Annotated in this window: 18 protein-coding genes; 8 read left to right on the forward strand and 10 right to left on the reverse strand. The window is 68.9% G+C overall.

What is annotated here, in order from left to right:
* Positions 1-74 precede the first annotated feature (74 nt).
* Entirely contained in the window at positions 75-1,052 is a 978-nt protein-coding gene (locus ACYVBN_RS09485; RefSeq protein WP_440281035.1) for an ArsR/SmtB family transcription factor, read from the forward strand.
* 2 nt (positions 1,053-1,054) lie between these two features.
* Here the strand turns inward: ACYVBN_RS09485 and ACYVBN_RS09490 are convergent, their stop codons facing one another.
* Together ACYVBN_RS09490 and ACYVBN_RS09495 are read right to left on the reverse strand one after the other, a co-directional pair.
* A complete protein-coding gene (locus tag ACYVBN_RS09490) occupies positions 1,055-1,879 on the reverse strand; it encodes an alpha/beta fold hydrolase (RefSeq protein ID WP_460600286.1) in 825 nt (274 codons plus the stop codon).
* Between the two features lie 124 nt (positions 1,880-2,003).
* The gene (locus tag ACYVBN_RS09495; protein ID WP_440281037.1) at positions 2,004-2,489 is read right to left on the reverse strand and encodes an 8-oxo-dGTP diphosphatase; all 486 of its coding nucleotides are present in this window, start codon (positions 2,487-2,489) and stop codon (positions 2,004-2,006) included.
* Between the two features lie 59 nt (positions 2,490-2,548).
* Between ACYVBN_RS09495 and ACYVBN_RS09500 the strand changes: the two genes are divergently transcribed.
* The gene (locus ACYVBN_RS09500; RefSeq protein WP_460600287.1) at positions 2,549-3,643 is read left to right on the forward strand and encodes a 6-phosphofructokinase; all 1,095 of its coding nucleotides are present in this window, start codon (positions 2,549-2,551) and stop codon (positions 3,641-3,643) included.
* Between the two features lie 166 nt (positions 3,644-3,809).
* Here ACYVBN_RS09500 and ACYVBN_RS09505 read toward each other — a convergent pair whose 3' ends face one another.
* Complete coding sequence (locus ACYVBN_RS09505; RefSeq protein ID WP_440281039.1) at positions 3,810-4,205, reverse strand: hypothetical protein; 396 nt, start codon at positions 4,203-4,205, stop codon at positions 3,810-3,812.
* 93 nt (positions 4,206-4,298) lie between these two features.
* Between ACYVBN_RS09505 and ACYVBN_RS09510 the strand changes: the two genes are divergently transcribed.
* From ACYVBN_RS09510 to ACYVBN_RS09520, 3 genes are all read left to right on the forward strand, one after another.
* Positions 4,299-5,714: an MFS transporter gene (locus tag ACYVBN_RS09510; RefSeq protein WP_460600288.1), complete on the forward strand. Its 1,416-nt coding sequence runs from the start codon at positions 4,299-4,301 to the stop codon at positions 5,712-5,714.
* A 4-nt stretch (positions 5,715-5,718) separates the two neighbouring features.
* Positions 5,719-6,282 (forward strand): dienelactone hydrolase family protein, encoded by a 564-nt coding sequence (locus tag ACYVBN_RS09515; protein WP_460600289.1) that lies wholly within the window; start codon positions 5,719-5,721, stop codon positions 6,280-6,282.
* Positions 6,283-6,445: 163 nt separating this feature from the next.
* Positions 6,446-8,029, forward strand: a complete 1,584-nt coding sequence (locus tag ACYVBN_RS09520; RefSeq protein WP_460600290.1) for an efflux MFS transporter permease — start codon at positions 6,446-6,448, stop codon at positions 8,027-8,029.
* A gap of 217 nt (positions 8,030-8,246) precedes the next feature.
* Here the strand turns inward: ACYVBN_RS09520 and ACYVBN_RS09525 are convergent, their stop codons facing one another.
* Positions 8,247-8,717 (reverse strand): PPOX class F420-dependent oxidoreductase, encoded by a 471-nt coding sequence (locus tag ACYVBN_RS09525; RefSeq protein ID WP_460600291.1) that lies wholly within the window; start codon positions 8,715-8,717, stop codon positions 8,247-8,249.
* Between the two features lie 85 nt (positions 8,718-8,802).
* Here ACYVBN_RS09525 and ACYVBN_RS09530 point away from each other — a divergent pair, with 85 nt between their 5' ends.
* The 3 genes from ACYVBN_RS09530 (at position 8,803) to ACYVBN_RS09540 (ending at position 11,609) form a co-directional block, all read left to right on the forward strand.
* The gene (locus ACYVBN_RS09530; protein ID WP_460600292.1) at positions 8,803-9,786 is read left to right on the forward strand and encodes an OmpA family protein; all 984 of its coding nucleotides are present in this window, start codon (positions 8,803-8,805) and stop codon (positions 9,784-9,786) included.
* A gap of 42 nt (positions 9,787-9,828) precedes the next feature.
* Positions 9,829-10,140: a hypothetical protein gene (locus ACYVBN_RS09535; protein WP_460600293.1), complete on the forward strand. Its 312-nt coding sequence runs from the start codon at positions 9,829-9,831 to the stop codon at positions 10,138-10,140.
* A 167-nt stretch (positions 10,141-10,307) separates the two neighbouring features.
* Complete coding sequence (locus ACYVBN_RS09540; RefSeq protein ID WP_460600294.1) at positions 10,308-11,609, forward strand: aminoacyl--tRNA ligase-related protein; 1,302 nt, start codon at positions 10,308-10,310, stop codon at positions 11,607-11,609.
* Here the strand turns inward: ACYVBN_RS09540 and ACYVBN_RS09545 are convergent.
* The 6 genes from ACYVBN_RS09545 to ACYVBN_RS09570 form a co-directional block, all read right to left on the reverse strand.
* Entirely contained in the window at positions 11,602-12,723 is a 1,122-nt protein-coding gene (locus tag ACYVBN_RS09545) for an enolase-like domain-containing protein (RefSeq protein ID WP_460600295.1), read from the reverse strand. The two genes, ACYVBN_RS09540 and ACYVBN_RS09545, sit on opposite strands and share 8 nt — an antisense overlap.
* Complete coding sequence (locus ACYVBN_RS09550; RefSeq protein WP_460600296.1) at positions 12,716-14,527, reverse strand: pyruvate oxidase; 1,812 nt, start codon at positions 14,525-14,527, stop codon at positions 12,716-12,718. The genes ACYVBN_RS09545 and ACYVBN_RS09550 overlap by 8 nt, the downstream gene beginning before the upstream one ends.
* Positions 14,528-14,584: 57 nt before the next feature.
* Positions 14,585-16,303, reverse strand: coding sequence for a GMC family oxidoreductase (locus ACYVBN_RS09555; RefSeq protein ID WP_460600297.1), 1,719 nt, complete (start codon positions 16,301-16,303; stop codon positions 14,585-14,587).
* Complete coding sequence (locus ACYVBN_RS09560) at positions 16,300-16,938, reverse strand: gluconate 2-dehydrogenase subunit 3 family protein (RefSeq protein ID WP_460600298.1); 639 nt, start codon at positions 16,936-16,938, stop codon at positions 16,300-16,302. The genes ACYVBN_RS09555 and ACYVBN_RS09560 overlap by 4 nt, the downstream gene beginning before the upstream one ends.
* Before the next feature lie 130 nt (positions 16,939-17,068).
* Positions 17,069-17,539, reverse strand: a complete 471-nt coding sequence (locus tag ACYVBN_RS09565) for a hypothetical protein (RefSeq protein WP_460600299.1) — start codon at positions 17,537-17,539, stop codon at positions 17,069-17,071.
* Positions 17,540-17,889: 350 nt separating this feature from the next.
* Positions 17,890-18,579, reverse strand: a complete 690-nt coding sequence (locus tag ACYVBN_RS09570; protein WP_460600300.1) for an ABC transporter ATP-binding protein — start codon at positions 18,577-18,579, stop codon at positions 17,890-17,892.
* Positions 18,580-18,591 lie beyond the last annotated feature (12 nt).

Genomic DNA, 18,591 nt, shown 5'->3' on the forward strand with positions numbered 1-18,591 from the left:
CGCGCGCTCGGGCCGCGCTTCGTCCCCGATCGGCGATACTGAGCGCCGGACCCCCGATCGGAAAGGCAACGGCGATGATCCGCGTGCGCTGCTCGGCCGGCGACATCTCCGCGATCAGATTCGTGGTCGACCCGGCCTGGAACGTGCTGTCCAGCATGTCGTTGTTCGTGCAGCCCTCCTCGCGTTCGCTGCATGCCCCGCTGGCGGCGGCGCTGCGCGACCAGGACGCGCCGGGGGTGGCGACCCTGCGCGGGCTCACCACGAATCCCGCCGCGCCGTCGTTGCTGGTGGTGCCGGGGTACGCCTACGACGTCGACAACTCCCCGGCGGCGGTGACCGAACGGCTGCGCGAACTCGTGCGGACGATCCCCGACCGGGACGTGCAGGCAGTCGCCGAGCAATTGCGCGGCCAGGACTCGCCGTTCGCCGGGCACGACGCCGCCGGGCTGCGGGTCGTCGCACAGGAGGCGTTGGTGGAGTACTTCAGCGGGGTGTTGCAGCCCTTCTGGGACCGGGCGCACGCCATCGCCCTGCGGGACCTGAACATGCGCGCCGAACGCATCGTCCGGGAGGGCGTCGGCGGGGTCCTGAACGACCTCAACGAGCAGATCCGCTTCGACGGGCAGGTGCTGGAGTTGCAGCACGAGTTCGACATCGACATCCCGGTGCCGCCCGGCGGGCTCGTCTTCACGCCAGTGGTCTTCAAGGGGGCGGGCTTCATCATCCACGGCCCCGACGAGCACGACTCCGCAGACATGCCGGTCGCGATCGGATACCCGGCCTGGGGCGCCGCGACCCTCTGGCTGCCGGAGAAGGAGGAGCCGGCCTCCAGCCTCGAGCAGCTGATGGGCAGCACCCGGTCGCGGATCCTGCGACAGGCGACGGTGCCGGTCAGCACCACCGACCTGGCCGACCAGCTCGCCCTGCCGAAGCCGACGGTCAGCGGCCACCTGAAAGTGCTGGAGCGCGCCGGGCTGCTCAGCCAGTTCCGGCGCGGACGGTATGTCTACTACCAGCTCACCGCTGCCGGAATCGCCTTACGGGCGAACTGAACTCACGCACCGGTCAAGTGCACCAGCGGTTGCCCGGTGCGGTAGGCGGCCTGCACGACGGTCTGCACGATCGCACCCGCCACCAGCTCCGGGTTGTCGATCATCGGCACGTGACCGCACTCGGGCAGCGTCAGGTGCGACACCATCGGCAGCGCCGCACGGGCGGCGGTGGCCTGCGAGGGAAGCAGCAGCCGGTCCCGAGTGCCCCACGCGACCGTCACCGGCACCAGCGGCTGGCGCCGGTAGCGCGAGCGCACGGCATACCAGGCGACCGGGAAGAAACCGGGCGAGGTGCGCAGGTTGAGGGCGTCGTCGAAGGCCACGTCGGCGGGCAGCAGCTCCGGGTGCCGATAGAGCGCGCGCAGGCTCACCTTGCGCAGGAAGGCCTTGTCGGAGAACACCTTCAGCACCGGGCGTGGCGCGTAGGTGGAGGCCTTCATCATCGCCAGGTTCATCACCGCGTTGACCAGGCCGAGCGGCCCCCAGAACCCGGCCGGCGAGATCGCGGTGGCCGTGCGCACCGCACCACGGGCCGCCAGCTCGAGTGCGAACATGCCGCCCAGCGAGTTGCCGGCCACGTGCGGCCGGTCCAGGCCGACCTCGGCGAAGAACTCCTCGAGCTGATCGACGTAACTGTCCATCCGGTAACTGTGCGGCTTGTCCGGCCGCGGCGACCTGCCGAAGCCCGGCAGGTCGATCGCGATCACGTCGAAGTCCTCGGCCAGCAGCTCGAAGGTGTCGCCCCACGCCGAGCGCTGGTGACCGATGCCGTGGATGAGCACCAGCGGATCGCCGGAACCTGCTCGCGTGTAACTGATGGTGGTCATCGAACCTCGCATAGATCGCCCGAGTCACGGACGCGTCGAGAGTCCGTGGATCCTGCGGGCCTGCCGCTCGCGGCGCGCCCACAGGTGCCCAACACATTACCCAGTGCACCTGGCCTGCAGGTGACTACGGCGTGACCACCCGCAAGGAGACCTCGGACACGAGTGCACCGGAGGCGTCATACGTGATCTCGGCGGCGATGCACTCGCCGCGCAACACGTGCGGCAACCAGATCCGCGAGTCGTCCCACATCGCCTCGAACGGCAGGTCGGCCACCGGGTGCCACTGCGGATCCAGCTCGTCCGAGGCCACCAGCTCACCGGTCCAGGTGGTGCACCGGTAGAGCGCCACGGACATGTCGGCCGCCGGACTGGCCGGGAAGTGGAACATGATGCGGCCGGCCTCAGCCAACTGCGTCGGTATGACGTGCAGGCCCGTCTCCTCGAAGGTCTCCCGCACGGCCGTGTCCGGATCGGACTCCCCCGGCTCGACGTGCCCACCGATGCCGACGATCCGGCCGGTGCCGAAGCCGCGCTGTTTGAGTCCGAGCAGCACCTGGGGCCCGCTCGGCCCGTCGCGCAGCAGGAAGACCAGGCACATCGGTTTCGTCACCTGAGACAGCATGCCGGACAAGTTGCCCGCAATCGGCCGCCACCCACCACGATGGACCCGTGAGCATCGGAATCCTGACCAGCGGCGGCGACTGTCCCGGCCTCAATGCGGTCATCCGCGGGGCCGTGATCAAGGGCGACCGGATCCACGACGTGCCGTTCCTCGGCATCCACGACGGATGGCGCGGGCTGGTGGAGGACGACATCGTGCCGCTCCCCCGCAACGACGTGCGCGGCATCTCCCGTGCCGGCGGCACCATCCTGGGCACGTCGCGCACCAACCCGTTCGAGCACGGCGGCGCCGACCGGATCCGCGAGGTGATGGACGCGCGCGGTATGACGGGGCTGATCGCCATCGGTGGCGAGGGCACCCTGACCGCGGCTCGGCGACTGGCCGACGACGGCATCCCGGTTGTCGGCGTGCCCAAGACGATCGACAACGACCTGTCCGCGACCGACTACACGTTCGGTTTCGACACCGCGGTCTCGGTCGCGACCGAATCGATCGACCGGTTGCGCACCACCGCCGAGTCGCACCACCGGTGCATGGTCGTGGAGGTCATGGGCCGGCACGTCGGCTGGATCGCCCTGCACGCCGGCATCGCCGCCGGCGCCCACGCGATCCTCATCCCGGAGGTCGAGGTGTCGGTCGAGCAGATCTGCGGCTGGGTGGAGGATGCCCGCGACCGCGGCCGGGCACCAGTGGTCGTGGTCGCCGAGGGGTTCGTGCCGTCCGGTGAGGAGCAACGTTCCGGCCGAAGGACGGACCAACAGCACCAGGCACCTGACATGAAGATGAGGAACGAATCTTCACGTCGGGTGCACGCACCGCGCGGCCTGGACGCGTTCGGGCGGCCGCGACTCGGCGGCATCGGCGAACGGCTGGCTCCGCAGATCGAGCAGGTCACCGGCATCGAGACACGCGCGGCCACCCTGGGACACCTGCAGCGTGGCGGGGTGCCCTCGGCATACGACCGGGTGCTGGCGACCCGCTTCGGCACCGCCGCCGTCGACGCGGTCATCGAGAAGCAGTGGGGCACCATGGTGTCGCTCATCGGCACCCGGATCGAGCGGGTCGATCTGCACTCCGCCACGACCGTGCTCAAGACGGTCCCCCGCGAGCGCTGGGACGAAGCCGCGATCCTCTTCGGGTGACCGACACGTCGGTCGAGCGCCGTCCTGAGTAGCCCGCGAGGAACGAGCGGGCGTATCGAAGGGTAGGCGAGCCGCTAGGCGAGCGCGTATCGAGACCACGGGACCGGTGCTCTTGGTCTCGATACACCTCCCCCGCTGCGCTCCTCCGGCACTCGACCAGCTTCTGTTAGGTCAGCTGCGCCACCACGTCGGCGACGTAGGACGCGATGGCGTCGCTCGCTCGCGATGCGCCCTCGAGCGGCGGCCCGACATACTCCGGCGCGAGCAGCCCGGCGTCGGCGAGCGCATGCACCAGCGCGTGCTTCACCGCCGGCCGCTCCAGACCGGCCGGCACCGGGAACGCGTAGACGTCCGCGGCCTCCGAATCGATCTTCGGGAAGCGTTTGCGCAGTCGGCCCAGCTCCTTGTCCTTGGCGTGCAGGTGCAGCCAGCTGCGCAGCGCCGGCGGCATACCGGTCGTGCCGACATACAGGATGTTCGCCCGCGGGTCCGGACCGTCCGGCAGCCGCCAGACGTACACCCAGGAGTCGGGCCGGTCCCCGAGCAGTTCGCCGTCCCTCACGTGCCAGACCTCTACGCCGTCCACGCAGCCATTCTTACTCCGGCGCGGTCTCGATACGCTCCTTCGTCGCTACCCTTCGATACGTTTGCTGGTATGACGTCGCGCGCCGAACGCACCGACCTGACCGGCGACCCCGCGGCGGCAGCACCCGGCGGCACCGAGCCGGATCCCCAGAAGGATCCGCTGCTGCGCAGCGCCGTCCGCCGTTCCGTGCGCCGGCTGGTGCCATTCGTGGCTCTGCTCTACTTCGTCAACTACCTGGACCGCACCAACATCGGCTTCGCCGGCCCGAACGGCATGAACGACGACCTGCACCTGTCCGGGTCGATGTTCGGCTTCGCCTCGGGCATCTTCTTCCTCGGCTATCTGCTGCTCGAGGTGCCCAGCAACATGGCGTTGCACCGGTTCGGCGCGCGCCGGTGGATCGCGCGCATCCTGGTGACGTGGGGCATCGTGGCCGCCGCGATCACCTTCGTGCCCAATGCCGGCACGCTCTACGTGCTGCGTTTCCTGCTCGGGATCGCCGAGGCGGGCTTCTTCCCCGGCATCGTGCTCTACCTGACGTTCTGGTTCCCGCAGCGCGAACGTGCCCGGATGACAGCGCTTTTCATGGTTGCGGTGCCACTGTCTAGTGCCATCGGCACACCGGTCTCGTCACTGCTGATCGACCACGCGCACGGCTGGCTCGGGCTGGACGGCTGGCGGGTGATGTTCCTGCTCGAGGGTGTGCCGGCGATCATCCTCGGCGTCATCACCTGGTTCTTCCTGACCGACCGGCCGGAGAACGCCACGTGGCTCCCGGCCGGCGAACGTGACGCGTTGCAACGGGTCCTGGACGCCGAGGAACGCGGCCGGCGCCGGGCCTATCAGGTCAGCATCCTGCAGTCGCTGACCCGGCCGCGGGTCTGGGCGCTGGCATTCGTCTACTTCGGCATCGTCTACGGTCTCTACGCGCTCGGCTTCTTCCTGCCGACGATCATCGCCGGGTTCGCCGACCAGTACGGCACCAGCTACTCGATCGTGCAGCGCGGCCTGATCAATGCCGTCCCGTATGTCGTCGGCGCCCTCGTGATGATCCCGTGGGCGTTGCACGGTGACCGGACCCGCGAACGCGTCTGGCACGTCGCCGGACCGACCATCCTCGGCGGCGTCGTCATACCGATCACGCTCTACCTGGGCAGCCCGTTCGCCGCCATGGTCGCCGTGACGATCTGCGCGGCCGGCATCATGTGCGCGCTGCCGACGTTCTGGGCGCTGCCGACCAACTTCCTGTCCGGCGCGGCCGCGGCCAGCGGGATCGCGCTGATTAACTCCGTCGGCAACTCGGCCGGCTTCTTCGCGCCCTACTTCACCGGCTGGCTCAAGGACGGCACCGGCACGGAGAAGACCGGACTCTGGCTGGTCGGCGTGGTGATGGTGCTCGGCGGCCTGCTCGCGGTCGTGTTGCGTGCGGCGCCGCCCGCGAAGGTCGACACTTCCGCTGAGGCCCTCATCACGAAGGAGACGTGACGCCATGAGCACCATCCTGCTGCTGCATTCCGCCTTCGGCCTGCGCCCGGCGGTCATCCGGTTCGCGGATGCGCTGCGCCAGCACGGGCACGATGTGCTGACTCCGGACTACTACGGCGGCAACGTCTTCGACGACACCTGCGCAGGACTGTCGCACCGGGACGACGTCGGTCCGGCTCAGCTGCTTATGCGGGTGCGCCCGGTGCTCGACGACCTGCCGCCCGACGCCGTGCTGGCCGGCTTCTCGCTCGGCGCCGCGTTCGCCCAGCGACTGGCCGCGGACCGCCCGGAGGCAGCCGCCGTGATCCTCCTGCACAGCGTCGCGCCGCCGCATCGCGGCCGATGGAGCGGCCAGCCCGTGCAGGTGCACCGGTATGCCGAGGATCCCTTCGTGCAGGTGCCGGACGTGCAGGCACTGGGCCGTGCGGTGCGCGACTCGGGCGCATCCTTCGAGGACTTCGTGACACCTGGCACCGGTCATCTGTTCACCGACACCGATCTGCCGGACGGGGACGCCGCGGCGACGGCACGGACGATCGACCGGATCGCGGCTCTCCTGGCGTCGTGACACAGCGCACGGAAAATGCGTTTCCGGAGAGAGCCTCCGAGTAATACGCTGGTCGTATAGCCCGGGGGGCGGCTGTGTCCGTGTGGCGGTGAAACCGCGCTGAAACCGATCCCGGTCAGGCTATTGCCGAAAGCCTCGTCAATGTCCCCAAGGAGGACAGAGCGTGTCGAACGCTGCACCAACCGAGTACCCCGAGGAAATCGACGGCGCGGTCCTGAAAGTCGCCGGCGTCGTCGTCCTCGGCGCGATCATGTCGATCCTCGACATCACGGTCGTCAACGTCGCGTTGCCGACCTTCCAGCGGGTCTTCGCGGGCGGCGGGGACCCCATTGCCTACTCGACCGTCGCATGGACGGTGACGGCATACACCCTCGCCCTGGCGACCGTCATCCCGCTGACCGGCTGGGCCGCGGACCGCTTCGGCACCAAGCGTCTCTACATCCTGGCGATCCTGCTGTTCACCATCGGTTCGGCGCTGTGTGCGACCGCGGGTTCGATCGAGGTGCTGATCGGCTTCCGGGTGCTGCAGGGTCTCGGCGGCGGCATGCTGATGCCCTTGGGTATGACGATCCTGACGCACGCGGCAGGCCCGAAGCGGATGGGCCGGCTGATGGCGATCCTCGGTGTGCCGATGCTGCTCGGCCCGATCGGCGGCCCGATCCTCGGTGGCTACCTGATCGAGCACGCCAGCTGGCACTGGATCTTCCTGATCAACGTGCCGATCGGCATCGTCGCGATGGTCTACGCGTGGTTCGCGCTGGAGAACGACAGCCCCACCCCGTCGGAGTCCTTCGACTTCGTCGGCATGCTGATGATGTCGCCGGGTCTGGCGCTGTTCCTCTTCGGCGTCTCGTCGATCCCGACGGACGGGTTCGGCTCCGCCAAGGTGCTGATCACCGGCATCATCGGCCTGATCCTGATCCTGCTGTTCATCCGGCACACCTTCAAGCCGCAGCACCCGCTGCTGGACCTGCGCCTGTTCAAGAACCGACTGCTGTCGCTGTCGACGATCACGATGTTCCTGTTCGTCGCGGCGTTCTTCGGTGGCCTGCTGCTGGTGCCGACCTACTTCCAGGCTGTGCGCGGTGAGTCGACCTTCGACTCGGGTCTGCTGGTCGCGGCCCAGGGCATCGGCGCCATGATCACCATGCCGCTGGCGGGCTCGCTGGTGGACAAGATGCCCGTCGGTCGGATCGTGCCCTTCGGCCTCGTCGGGATCATCGTCGGCATGTTCATGCTGACCCAGATCGACGAGAACACCAGCTACTGGTACATCCTGCCAGTGTTGTTCCTGATGGGTCTGGGCATGGGCGGCACGATGATGCCGATCATGACGTCGGCGCTGAAGACGCTGAAGTCGCACGAGATCGCCCGCGGCTCGACACTGATCAACATCGTCCAGCAGATCGGTTCGTCCGTCGGAGTGGCCGTGCTGTCCACCGTGCTGACCGATCGGCAGAAGGCCTCGCACTACGTCCAGCTCGGTCAGGCGATCCAGGAGCGTGCCCAGCACAAGCCCAACCCCCTGCCGCCGACCCATGACCAGCTGCAGGCGATCGCGCAGGCCGGTGGCATGAAGCAATTCATGGCGCACGCGCTGCACGACCTGGCCGGCTCGTTCAGCACGACCTTCTGGGTCGCTGCGGTGCTGTGCCTGCTGACGGTCATCCCGGCCATGATGCTCCCCCGCAAGCCGCTGCCGGAGCCGGCGGCCGGCGAGGAAGCCGCGCCCGTGATGATGCACTGAGAGCTACGCAGTACTCCGAAACGGCCCGCACTCTCACCGAGTGCGGGCCGTTCTCGTATGGCGCCCATGACGCGCATCCGCGGTCGGGATCCGGACACATGGCTGCTGATCCGGAGGGGGCCACCTCGAGAGGTCAACGGATGTCGCGAGCTTCGACTCTCACGACATCCGTTGACCTCTCACCGCGCCGGGGCACAGCTGGCCACAGGGCACGTCGTCAGCTGCGCGCCGCGACGTCCGGCGGGAAGCCGCCCGTGGCGATCGGGCCCCAGTCGGTGATGCTCACGGCGATGAGCGACTTGCCCTGGTCCCGCATGGCCTGCCGGTACTCGTCCCAGTCGGGGTGCTCTCCGGAGATGCACCGGAAGTACTCCACCAACGGCTCGACGGACTCGGGCAGGTCGATCACGCGCGCGGTGCCGTCCAGCTGGACGTAGGCGTCGTCCCAGTCGTCGGACTGGATCACCAGCGACACCTGCGGGTTCCGGCGGATGTTGGCGGCCTTCGCACGTTGCGGGTAGGTCGAGATCAGCACCTCCCCGTCGGCGCTGACGCCGCAGGTGACCAAAGACAGCTGCAGTCCGCCGCTGCGCTTGTGGGTGACCAGCGTCGCCCGGTGACGGGTGCGGACGAAGTCCAGCAACTCCTCCCGGTCGACGCGCTGTGCGGTGGCGATACGAGGTGACATGGTGTCGATCGTAGGCGCGTTCGACGGAGCGGACACGGGAGTGGCTGCGTCATACCTCGCGACCGACGGTGGAAGGACAGGGGAGATGACACGGATCAGATCGCTCACCGCGGCGGCGGTGCTGCTGGCGACGGCCGGGACACTCAGCGCGTGCCAGCAACAGGACGGCCCGGCGGTGTCCGAGGCGACGGCCGGTGGCCGCACGGCCTCCACGTCGGCGTCGAACCGCGGCGGGCCCGCCACGGTCGGTCCCGAGGACGGCGCGCTCGGCGACGACGGCGGCTGGTATGCCGAAGGCAGCACGATCACCTTCGTCTACACCAACGGCATCCGCTTCAGCGTCGACACGGGCGCGCCGATCACCGACCTGCACCACACCACGAGCCGGACTTCGCGCGGTGTGCTCACACTCACCCCCACCCGGGCGACCTGGATCGGAGCCGACGGCACGCCGTCCACGGTGAACACCCGCGGCGCCGGCGTGATCTCCGACCCCTCCGGCGTCATCGGGGTGCTGCCGGACGGCTCGGTCACCTGCGCCAACAAGCAGGGCCTGCAGTTCGTCGGGTCCGACGGCTCGAAGGGCGCCGCGGACGAGAGCGGGCTGTTCTACGTCGACAAGTCCGGCAAGAAGACCGTCGCCGGCAGACCACCCGCGGGCGGAAAGCCGGCCGGGCGGTATGTCGTCTGCAACGTCGGCGACACCTCGACGGTCGACCTGAACGCGGACGTGCTCTTCGCCTACGGCAGCGCGAAGCTCACCCCGGCCGGTGAGCAGGTCGTCGACCAGACGGCGATCTCGATCAAGTCCCACGTCGACGGCAAGACCGTCGCGGTGGTCGGCAACACCGACTCCATGGGCAGTGACGCGTTCAACCTGAAGCTCGGCAAGCGGCGCGCGGACGCCGTCGCGGCGCAGCTGCGCAGCAAGCTGCCCGGCATACAACTGAAGATCGCCAGCAACGGGGAGTCGCAACCGATCGCCGCCAACACCGCACCCGACGGCTCGGACAACCCGACGGGCCGCGCGAAGAACCGTCGCGTCACGATCTCCTGGGCGAACAAGTAGCCACCTCTGCAGCGCTCAGACTCCCGGATTACTCTCGTTCACATGGCCTTTCGTAACGCGACCGACGTCCAGACCGCACCGCTCGCCGCCCTCGGGTTGGTGGGCGGCTTCCTCGCCGCCCGCGAGACCGGCATCCGCCCGCTCGGCGGCGTCGTGCTGGCAGCGGCCGGCGCGTATGCCGGCCGCAGCTGGCTGGCCAAGTCCGGTCCGGCCGGCACCGCCGCGCTGAGCGCGATCTACCTCGGGTCGTTCGGCGCCTCGCACCCGCTGGCGAAGAAGATCGGCGCCTGGCCGTCGGTGTTCGCCGCCGCTGCGGTCAGCGCCGGTGCGGCATATCTCGTGGCGGACCGCTGAGCCGACGGGTACGCTTCCCGACATGCATCACGCGCAGCGGACGACGACGCCGGATCCCTCCGGCCGAGCCGTGCTGCACTGAACCAACCGCACTTTGGCGCCCCGGAGTCACCTCCGGGGCGTTCTTCGTGCCGCAGGTGTCCCCGGGGCTTCACCCGAGGAAAACCATGAAATCACCTGACGAGCAACACCTTTCACCGCACGACCACCGGGCGTTGGGCCGCGATCTGGACCTCTTCGCGAGTGATCCGCTGGTCGGCTCCGGGCTGCCACTCTGGCTGCAGGCCGGTTCGGTGATCCGCGACGAGCTCGAACGACTGGCGCGGGACGTCGCCCGCGCCGACGGCTGCGTCGGCGTACACACCCCGGTGCTGGGCAAGCGGGAGCTCTTCGAGAAGTCGGGGCACTGGGCCAAGTTCGCCGCCGACATGTTTCCTCCCATGGCGCTCGGTGACGAACCGCCCGGCGACCAGCTGGTGCTGCGGCCGGCGAACTGCCCGCATCACGCCATGGTGTATGCCGCCCGCCAGCACTCCTACCGCGAATTGCCGCTCCGCTTCAACGAACTGGCGCCGATGTTCCGCGCCGAACGTTCCGGCGTGGTGTCCGGGCTGACCCGCGTCCGGCAGATCACCCTGGACGACACCCACGTCTTCTGCCGACCGGAGCAGGTCGCGAGCGAAGCCGAACGCGCGCTGCGATCGGCGCTGCATGCACAACGCGTCCTCGGCATGCCGGTCGACTACGTGCGGCTGTCGCTCGCGGACGACGGTCCGGGCTACCTGGGTGATCCCGACCTGTGGGCGGACGCGATCGAAGCACTGCGACAGGCGGCCGCGGGAGTCGACCTGGCGGCATACGGGCTGGAGCTGGTGGAGGCGGAGGGAGAGGCCGCGTTCTACGGGCCCAAGCTCGACCTGCAGATCATCGACGGCAATGGGCACGAGGAAAGCATTGCGACCGTGCAGGTGGACTTCGTGCAGCCGCAGCGCTTCGACCTACGGTACGACGGAGCCGACGGCGGCCGCCATCTGGTCGTGATGATCCATCGCGGCACCGTCGGCTCCATGGAGCGAGTCACCGCAGCACTTCTGGAACGGTATGACGGGCGGTTGCCGTTGTGGCTCAACCCGGTCCAGCTGCACGCGCTGCCGGTTTCCGAAGCGGTCGACGGCGTCGCGCGTGAGTTCGTGGATACGCTGGTGGCTCGCGGTCTGCGGGCCCAGTTGGACGCGTCCGGATCACTCGGATCGCGCATCAGGGCGAGCCGAGCGCACCGCGACTACGCGTTCGCGGTGCTCGGCGACGCCGAGGCGGTCGCCGGCTCGGTGCAGATCAGCGACGCCTTCACCGGGTGGAGCGGTGCACTCCCTCGGGAGCAGGTGGTCGACATACTCGCCGCGGCGTATGCCGACCGGTCGGCACCCGCCTGGCCGGCCGCGCACTCCGAGGGAACGCAGATCAGTTGACTCGGTAGTCCGCGATGTCGGATTCGCGGACCGTCACGCCCAGGCCCGGCCGGCTACGGTCCGGGACGAGCACACCATCCGAATCCGGTTGCAGCACACCGTCGAAGACCAGCTGCTCGATGCGGGAGTGGTCGTGGAAATACTCCAGGTGCCGCAGGTGCCAGATCGCCGTGCCGACGTGCGCGCTGATCTGCGGCGCGCAGTGCAGCGACAGGTCGATGCTGCGGGCGTCGGTCAACGCGGACACCCGCAGCGCACCGCTGACGCCGAGGCACCGGGTGGCGTCGACCTGGAGACAGTCGACCGCACCGGCGTCGAGCATCTGATGGAAGTAGGGCAGATCGTAGCCGTATTCGCCTGCCGCGATGTCCATTCCGGCCGGACCGCGGTCACGCAGCAGACGCAGACCTGCCAGGTCGTCCGAGCTGACCGGCTCCTCGAACCACCGCACGTCGTGCGCTGCGAAGCGCTCCGCCCACGCGAGTGCCTGCTTGCGCTGGTGGGCGCCGTTCGCGTCGACATACAGCTCGGTGTCCGGACCGATCGCATTGCGGGACACAGTGATCCGGTGCTCGTCCCGGTCCGGTTCACGACCCACCTTGATCTTGACCCGCGGGATGCCCGCCTCCACCCAGCCGGCCAGCTGCCCGGCCAGCTGCTGATCGTCGTATGACGTGAAACCGCCACTGCCGTAGACCGGCACACCGTCGTGGACGGCGCCGGCCGCGACCGACAGCGACTGGCCGATCAGCCGGGCGTAGAGGTCCCACAGCGCGATGTCCACGGCCGCGATCGCCTGCGCCGCGATGCCCGGTTTGCCGAGGTTGCGCACCTGGTGCTGCATCGCCGCCCAGGACGCCCCCGGGGTGAGGGCGTCCCGGCCCTGCACGACGTCGGACAACGAGTGGTCGACCACCGTGGCGACCGCCGGACCGGCGTAGGTGTAACCGATCCCCACCTCATCCTCGGCGTGTGCCCGGACCAGCACCATCGTGGTGGCGTTCCAGGCGAAGGTGCCGTCGGATTCCGGTGCGTCGGTAGGGAATCGGTAGGTCGCCACCTCGATGCGCTGCACCGGGACGGCAGCTGGACCGGCCGCCGCGCGATCAGTCATCGCGACCGAGCGCGTTCTGGACTCCTGCCTTCAGCTCGGCGCCGACGGCACGGACGGATTCCTTGATGACCGACGTCTCGGCCGGGTCACCCTTGCGCATGGCGGCCAGGAAACCCTTGGCCTCCTTCAGCGACACGTGAGCCGGCAGCGGTGGGACGTTGGGGTCGGTGTGGATGTCCAGGACGACGGGACGGTCCGAGCCGAACGCCGCATCCCACGCTCCCGGCACGTCCTCCGGGCGCTCCACCTTGATCCCCTTCAGCCCGAGCAGCTCGGCATAACCGGCGTAGTCGATGCGCTCGACCAGCTGCGAGGTGTCGTAGCGCGGATCGCCGGCCTCGCGCATCTCCCACGAAACCTGTGTCAGGTCACCGTTGTTCAAGATCAGGACGATGAAGGTCGGGTTGTCCCACGACTTCCAGTGCCGCTTGACGGTGATCATCTCGTTCATGCCGAGCATCTGGAACGCACCGTCACCGATGGTGCACACGACCGGACGGTCCGGATGGGCGAACTTGGCGGAGACGGCATACGGCATGGCCGCCAGCATCGACGCGAGCATGCCCGACAGGTTGCCGCTGCCCTCCCGGCTCAGCTTGATGTGGTGGCCGTACCAGTCGGCCGTCGAACCGGCGTCGGCGGTGACGATGACGTTGGACGGCATGCGCTTGTTGAGCTCGTGGTAGACGTACCGCGGGTTGATCGGATCGGCCTTCGCCTCGGCCTCCTCCTGCAGGACGGTCTCCCAGTCCTTCATCCCCTCGATGACGCCCTCCTGCCAGGAACGGTCCTCCTGCCGCTGCAACAACGGCAGCAACGCGGCAAGCGTCGACTTCGTGTCGCCGGCCAGGTTGACCTCCATCGGGTAGCGCAAGCTGAGATGCCCTGCTGACAGGTCGATCTGCACGCCGCGCGCCTGACCGGTCTTGGGCAGGAACTCGGCATACGGATAGTTGCTGCCGACCATGAGCAGCGTGTCGCAGTCCTGCATCATGTCGTAGCTCGGCTTGGAGCCGAGTAGCCCGAGCTGCTGCGTGTGATACGGCAGGTCGCCCGGCACGACATCCTTGCCGAGCAGCGCGGTGATGACACCGGCACCGAGCCGCTCCGCGACGGCGATGACCTCGTCGGTGGCGCCACGGGCGCCCTGACCGACGATCATGGCCACCTTCTTGCCGGCGTTGAGCACCTCGGCAGCGCGCTGCAACTCGGCCTGGTCGGGCGTCAGCTCCGTCGACGCGTAACCCACCCCGGTGCGTGCGACCCAGTGCTCCTTCGCCGGCGCCTGCATCGGCAGGTTCTGCACGTCGGCCGGCAGGATCACCACGGTGGGAGTCCGCTGCGCCGCCGCGATACGCACCGCACGGTCCACCACCAGCTGAGCCTGCATGGGAGTCACCACGGTCTGCACGTAGCCGGCGACGTCCTGGAAGACCCGCTCCAGGTCCACCTGCTGCTGCGTGTCGCTGCCGAACGCCGCGCGGCCCTGTTGTCCGACGATGGCCACGACCGGCTGGTTGTCCATCTTGGCGTCGTAGAGACCGTTCAGCAGGTGTATGGCGCCCGGCCCGGAGGTGGCGATGCAGACGCCCACGTCGCCGGTGAACTTGGCATGCGCGGACGCCATGAACGCAGCGATCTCCTCGTGGGTCGGGCGGATGTAGCGGAAGTCCTTCCCGTCGCGCTCGCCCCGCTCCAGCGCTCCGTCAAAACCGCCGATCCCATCACCGGGGAACCCGTAGAACTGATGCAGGTCCCACTCGATGAGGCGGTCGATCACAAAATCGCTGACGGTGTCACTCATGCTGAATCTCCTTACCTGGCAGTGCAATAGAAGTGCTTCGCGGTTTCGGCCAGCCGATCACCCGACCTGCTGTCGGGCAGGTGTTGTGCCGGCGCGTTGCTCGGGGTCGTCCGACATGGCCGAGCCGTCCGCCATCCGTTCGGCGAGCCGGGAGGCGAGCGCCATGATCGTCAGCGCCGGGTTGGCCGAGCCCTGGGTCGGGCAGACCGACCCGTCGGCGAGGAAGAGGTTGGGCACCTCCCACGACCGCTGGTTGGCGTCGACCACACTCGTCTCGGGTGAGCTGCCCATCCGCGCGCCGCCGATGAGGTGGGCGTAACGGTGGATGGTCAGCACGTCCTGGGCACCGCCGGCCTTGAGGATGTCGGTGATCACCTTGGTCGAGTACGCCATGTTGGCCTTGTCGTTGTCGGTGAGCGAGTAGTCCATCCGCGCCACCCGCAGCCCGTAGGCGTCGGTCTCGTCGGCCAGGGTGATCCGGTTGTCCGGGTCGGCCAGCAGCTCGTTGAGCACGCCCACGGTCGCCCAATGGTTGTAGTCGCGCATGTATTCACGCATGGCGCGACCCCAGTGGCCGTCGGCCAGCACGTGCTCCGCCCAGCCGCACGGCAGCGGCGAGACGGTCTGGATCGAGAAGCCGCGCGCGAAACCGCGCGAGCTGTCCGTCTCGTAGAAGTCCTCGCTGGAGACCTCCGGCGGCGGCGCCTTGTACATCCGCAGCTCTTCCGACCAACGGCCGGCCGTCTGGGTCGCGCCCTGCACCATCACGTAACGTCCCACCAGGTCGTGGTCGTTGCCGATGCCGTGCGGGTGCCGCGCCGACGTCGACGCCAACAACAGCCGCGGCGTCTCGATCGAATAACCAGCCACGGCAACGAATTTGGCCCGCTGCAGGCGCTCGGCACCACCGGGCTCGGACAGGTAGACCACGCCCTTGGCGCGGCCGGTCTCGTCCAGCTCGATCCGGGACGCCATGCACTCCGAACGGATCTCGACGCTGTGCGCCAGCGCGTCCGGCAGGTGCGTCACCAGCGGACTGGCCTTGGCGTTGACCTTGCAACCCTGCAGGCAGTAGCCGCGATAGATGCAGTGCGGGCGGTTGCCGAAGGTGCCGTTGACGATGCCCACCGGCCCGACCCGCATCTCTATGCCGAGGGACTCGGCTCCGCGCCATACGACGTTGGCGGCCTCGGAGACCGGGTGCGGGCTGAACGGATAACTGTGCGGATGCCCCCACGGCCAGTCCTGCCCGGCCACCGGCAGCTCACGCTCGACGCGCTCGTAGTGCGGCAGCAGGTCCTCGTATCGGATCGGCCAGTCCGCGCCCACGCCGTCGCGGGTGAAGGTCTCCATGTCCGAGGGGTGGAAACGCGGGGTGTAACCGGCGTAGTGCACCATCGAGCCGCCGACGCCGCGACCGGAGTTGTTCTTGCCCAGCTCGATCGGATCTTCGCCACCGATGATCCGCTTGCTGGTCCAGTAGAGGCCGTGCGAACCGACCTCGTCGGACACCCAGTCGCGGTCGGGATCCCAGAAGGGACCGGCCTCGATGATCACGATCCGCCAGCCCTGGCGTGCCAGCCGCTGCGCGAGCACCGACCCGCCGGCTCCGGCACCGACGATGACCAGGTCGACCTCGTCCTCGTCGCGGTACTGCTGCATCGTCCTCCGGCCCGGCAGGGCGCGTGAATGCACGTCCAGCAGGTAGCGGGAATCGTTGTCCTCCGGGCCGATCGAGCCCTTGGCGATCGTGCGCAGTGTCTTCTTCACGCTCATGACGGAAACATCTCCGGGTCGTCCTGCACGGCTGCGACGGGGTCCTCGGCGTCCGCACCGGGACGCTCGAAGGGTTCGGTGCTGTTCAGAGCACCGGTGCGCATGTAACCGCGTGGGTAGGCGGGTCCGCCGAAACCGATCTCGTTCCACGCCCAGGGATGGGAGTAGAAGCCGGCGAGGATCGCGCGCATGCACACCTTCCACACCAGGTTGACGTCCAGTTCGTCCCACACCCCGCCGCTGAGGTCTCCGGTCGAGAGATCTCCGACGATCTGCTCCTGCTGGCGCATCTCCAGGTCGGCGAGCGCCGTCCCGAACCGTTGCTGCGCGGTCTGCTCCAGGCCGACCAGCGCCTTGTGCCACGTCTCGCGATCGTCGGGCATGTCGGCGTACTGATAACCGTCCAGCCGGCCGTCGGCGAGCTTGGTGTCCACCGCCTCCGCAACGGGCACCCGCGGATCGGCGTCCTGGCCCGTCGCGACGTCACAGAACGCCCGCAGCGTCGGCTCCTCCGCCGGCGCGAAGAACCGCATCGGGCCGGGCGGATCCAACCGCGCCATGACCACGGCGCGGGTCACCTCGTCCCAGCTGTCGGCACTGTCCAGCACGTCGTAGTCGGGGTAGCGCCCGATCATCTGCGGTGTCGTCCCGCGCCGCTGCCGCGGCAACCAGGACGGGTGCGGCGGCTGGCCGTCCGATCGCAGGTGCGGCAGGTGCTCGCCCTTGTCCTGTCTATCCGTTCGGTGTTCCCGCTCGTCATCGACCTCACTTCTCCCGGCGCAGGATCGCGGCGAGCAGCCCCATGCCGCCCACGACACACATCAGACCCGGCGCGGCGATCGGCGGCCCCATCGGCACGTTGTATGACGCCAGCTTCCAGCCGCCGGGTTTGCGAGAGACGCCGCGAGCGTGGAAGTACTCGCCGGCCAGGCCGTTGAGCGTGTAGACCGCGGCGGTCACCGGCAGCGCCGTCTTGGCCCAGCGCTTGCTGAACACGCCGGCCACGCCGGCCACCACGACCGGAGGGGTGACCAGCACCGGCGACCACATCCACTTGTTGCCGAAACCCGCCTTGTAGTGCTCGAGGTAGATCTCCGCCGTCGTCACCATCGCGGCGACCGCGGTGAGCCCGGACAGGGACCGCTCGAACCGGCCGTGCTCGACGTTCGACACCGCCCGATCGATGAAGTGGACCACCTCCTGCGATCCTCTGGGACTCATGCGCAACAAGGACATCTCAACCTCCATCGTCGAACGGGTCAGCCTGCGTCGCTCTCACCGACAGCGCCGCGGTCGGCACGGGGTGGACGTCATGCGGACACACACCTTCGGCCACTACCCGAAGTTCGGCCCGGTGAACCGGCGGCCGTGGCGCCGGCCCGAAAGGGGCCGGCCACGAGGCCTATTGAGGGTCCGAGCAACGGTGATCGGCCCGGTGCGCACCGGTCCGACGTGTCGTTGTCCGGCGGAGGCGCCGTCTCCGAACATAGGGACCGACCCTTGGTGTTGTCCATGTGCCGGCTGTGCGCCGCCGGCCGTGCAGCCTGTCCGTGCAGCCTGTCCGTGCAGCCTGTCCGTGCGCGCGGTCAGTGCACGCGGGCGGGCTGCCGGACCAGTCGCCCGTCGACCAGCCCGACGACCGCGTCCCCGGGATCCAGCGTGCCCAGATCGTGGGTGACGACCAAAGTGCCCAGCTGCCGCTGCTGGGTCAGCGTCCGCAACAGGTCGACGATGGCGACACCGCGTTCGTGGTCCAGTGCCGAGGTCGGCTCGTCGACCAGCAACAGCTTCGGGTCGCCCATCAGCGCACGGGCGATCCCGACGCGCTGCTGCTGCCCGCCGGACAATGCCGACGGCCGCTTGTGCATGACGGCACCGAGGCCGACCTGGTCGAGCAGGTCCTCGGCGTGCTGCCTGCTCCCCCGGGAACGGTCACCGTCCAGCCGGGCCACCATCACCAGCTGCTCCAGCGCGGTCAGTGACCCGAGCAGGTGCGGACGCTGGAAGACGAAACCGATGTCGTCCCTGCGCAGGTCGGTGCGCACCTTCGCGCCGGCAGCGGTGACGTCGCGGCCGGCCAGCCGCACCGTCCCGCCGGTCGGTGTCAGCAGCAGGCCGGCGACCGCGAGCAGGGTCGACTTGCCGGACCCGGACGGTCCGGTCACCGCCAGCAGCTCTCCGGGCGCAACGGACCGCGACACCTCGCGCAGAGCGAAGGTCCAGCCGTCACCGTCCCGGAAACGGACGGTGACCTGGTCGAGTTCGAGTGCGGGCACGGTGTCCTCCTG

The organism is Flexivirga lutea (assembly GCF_054778955.1).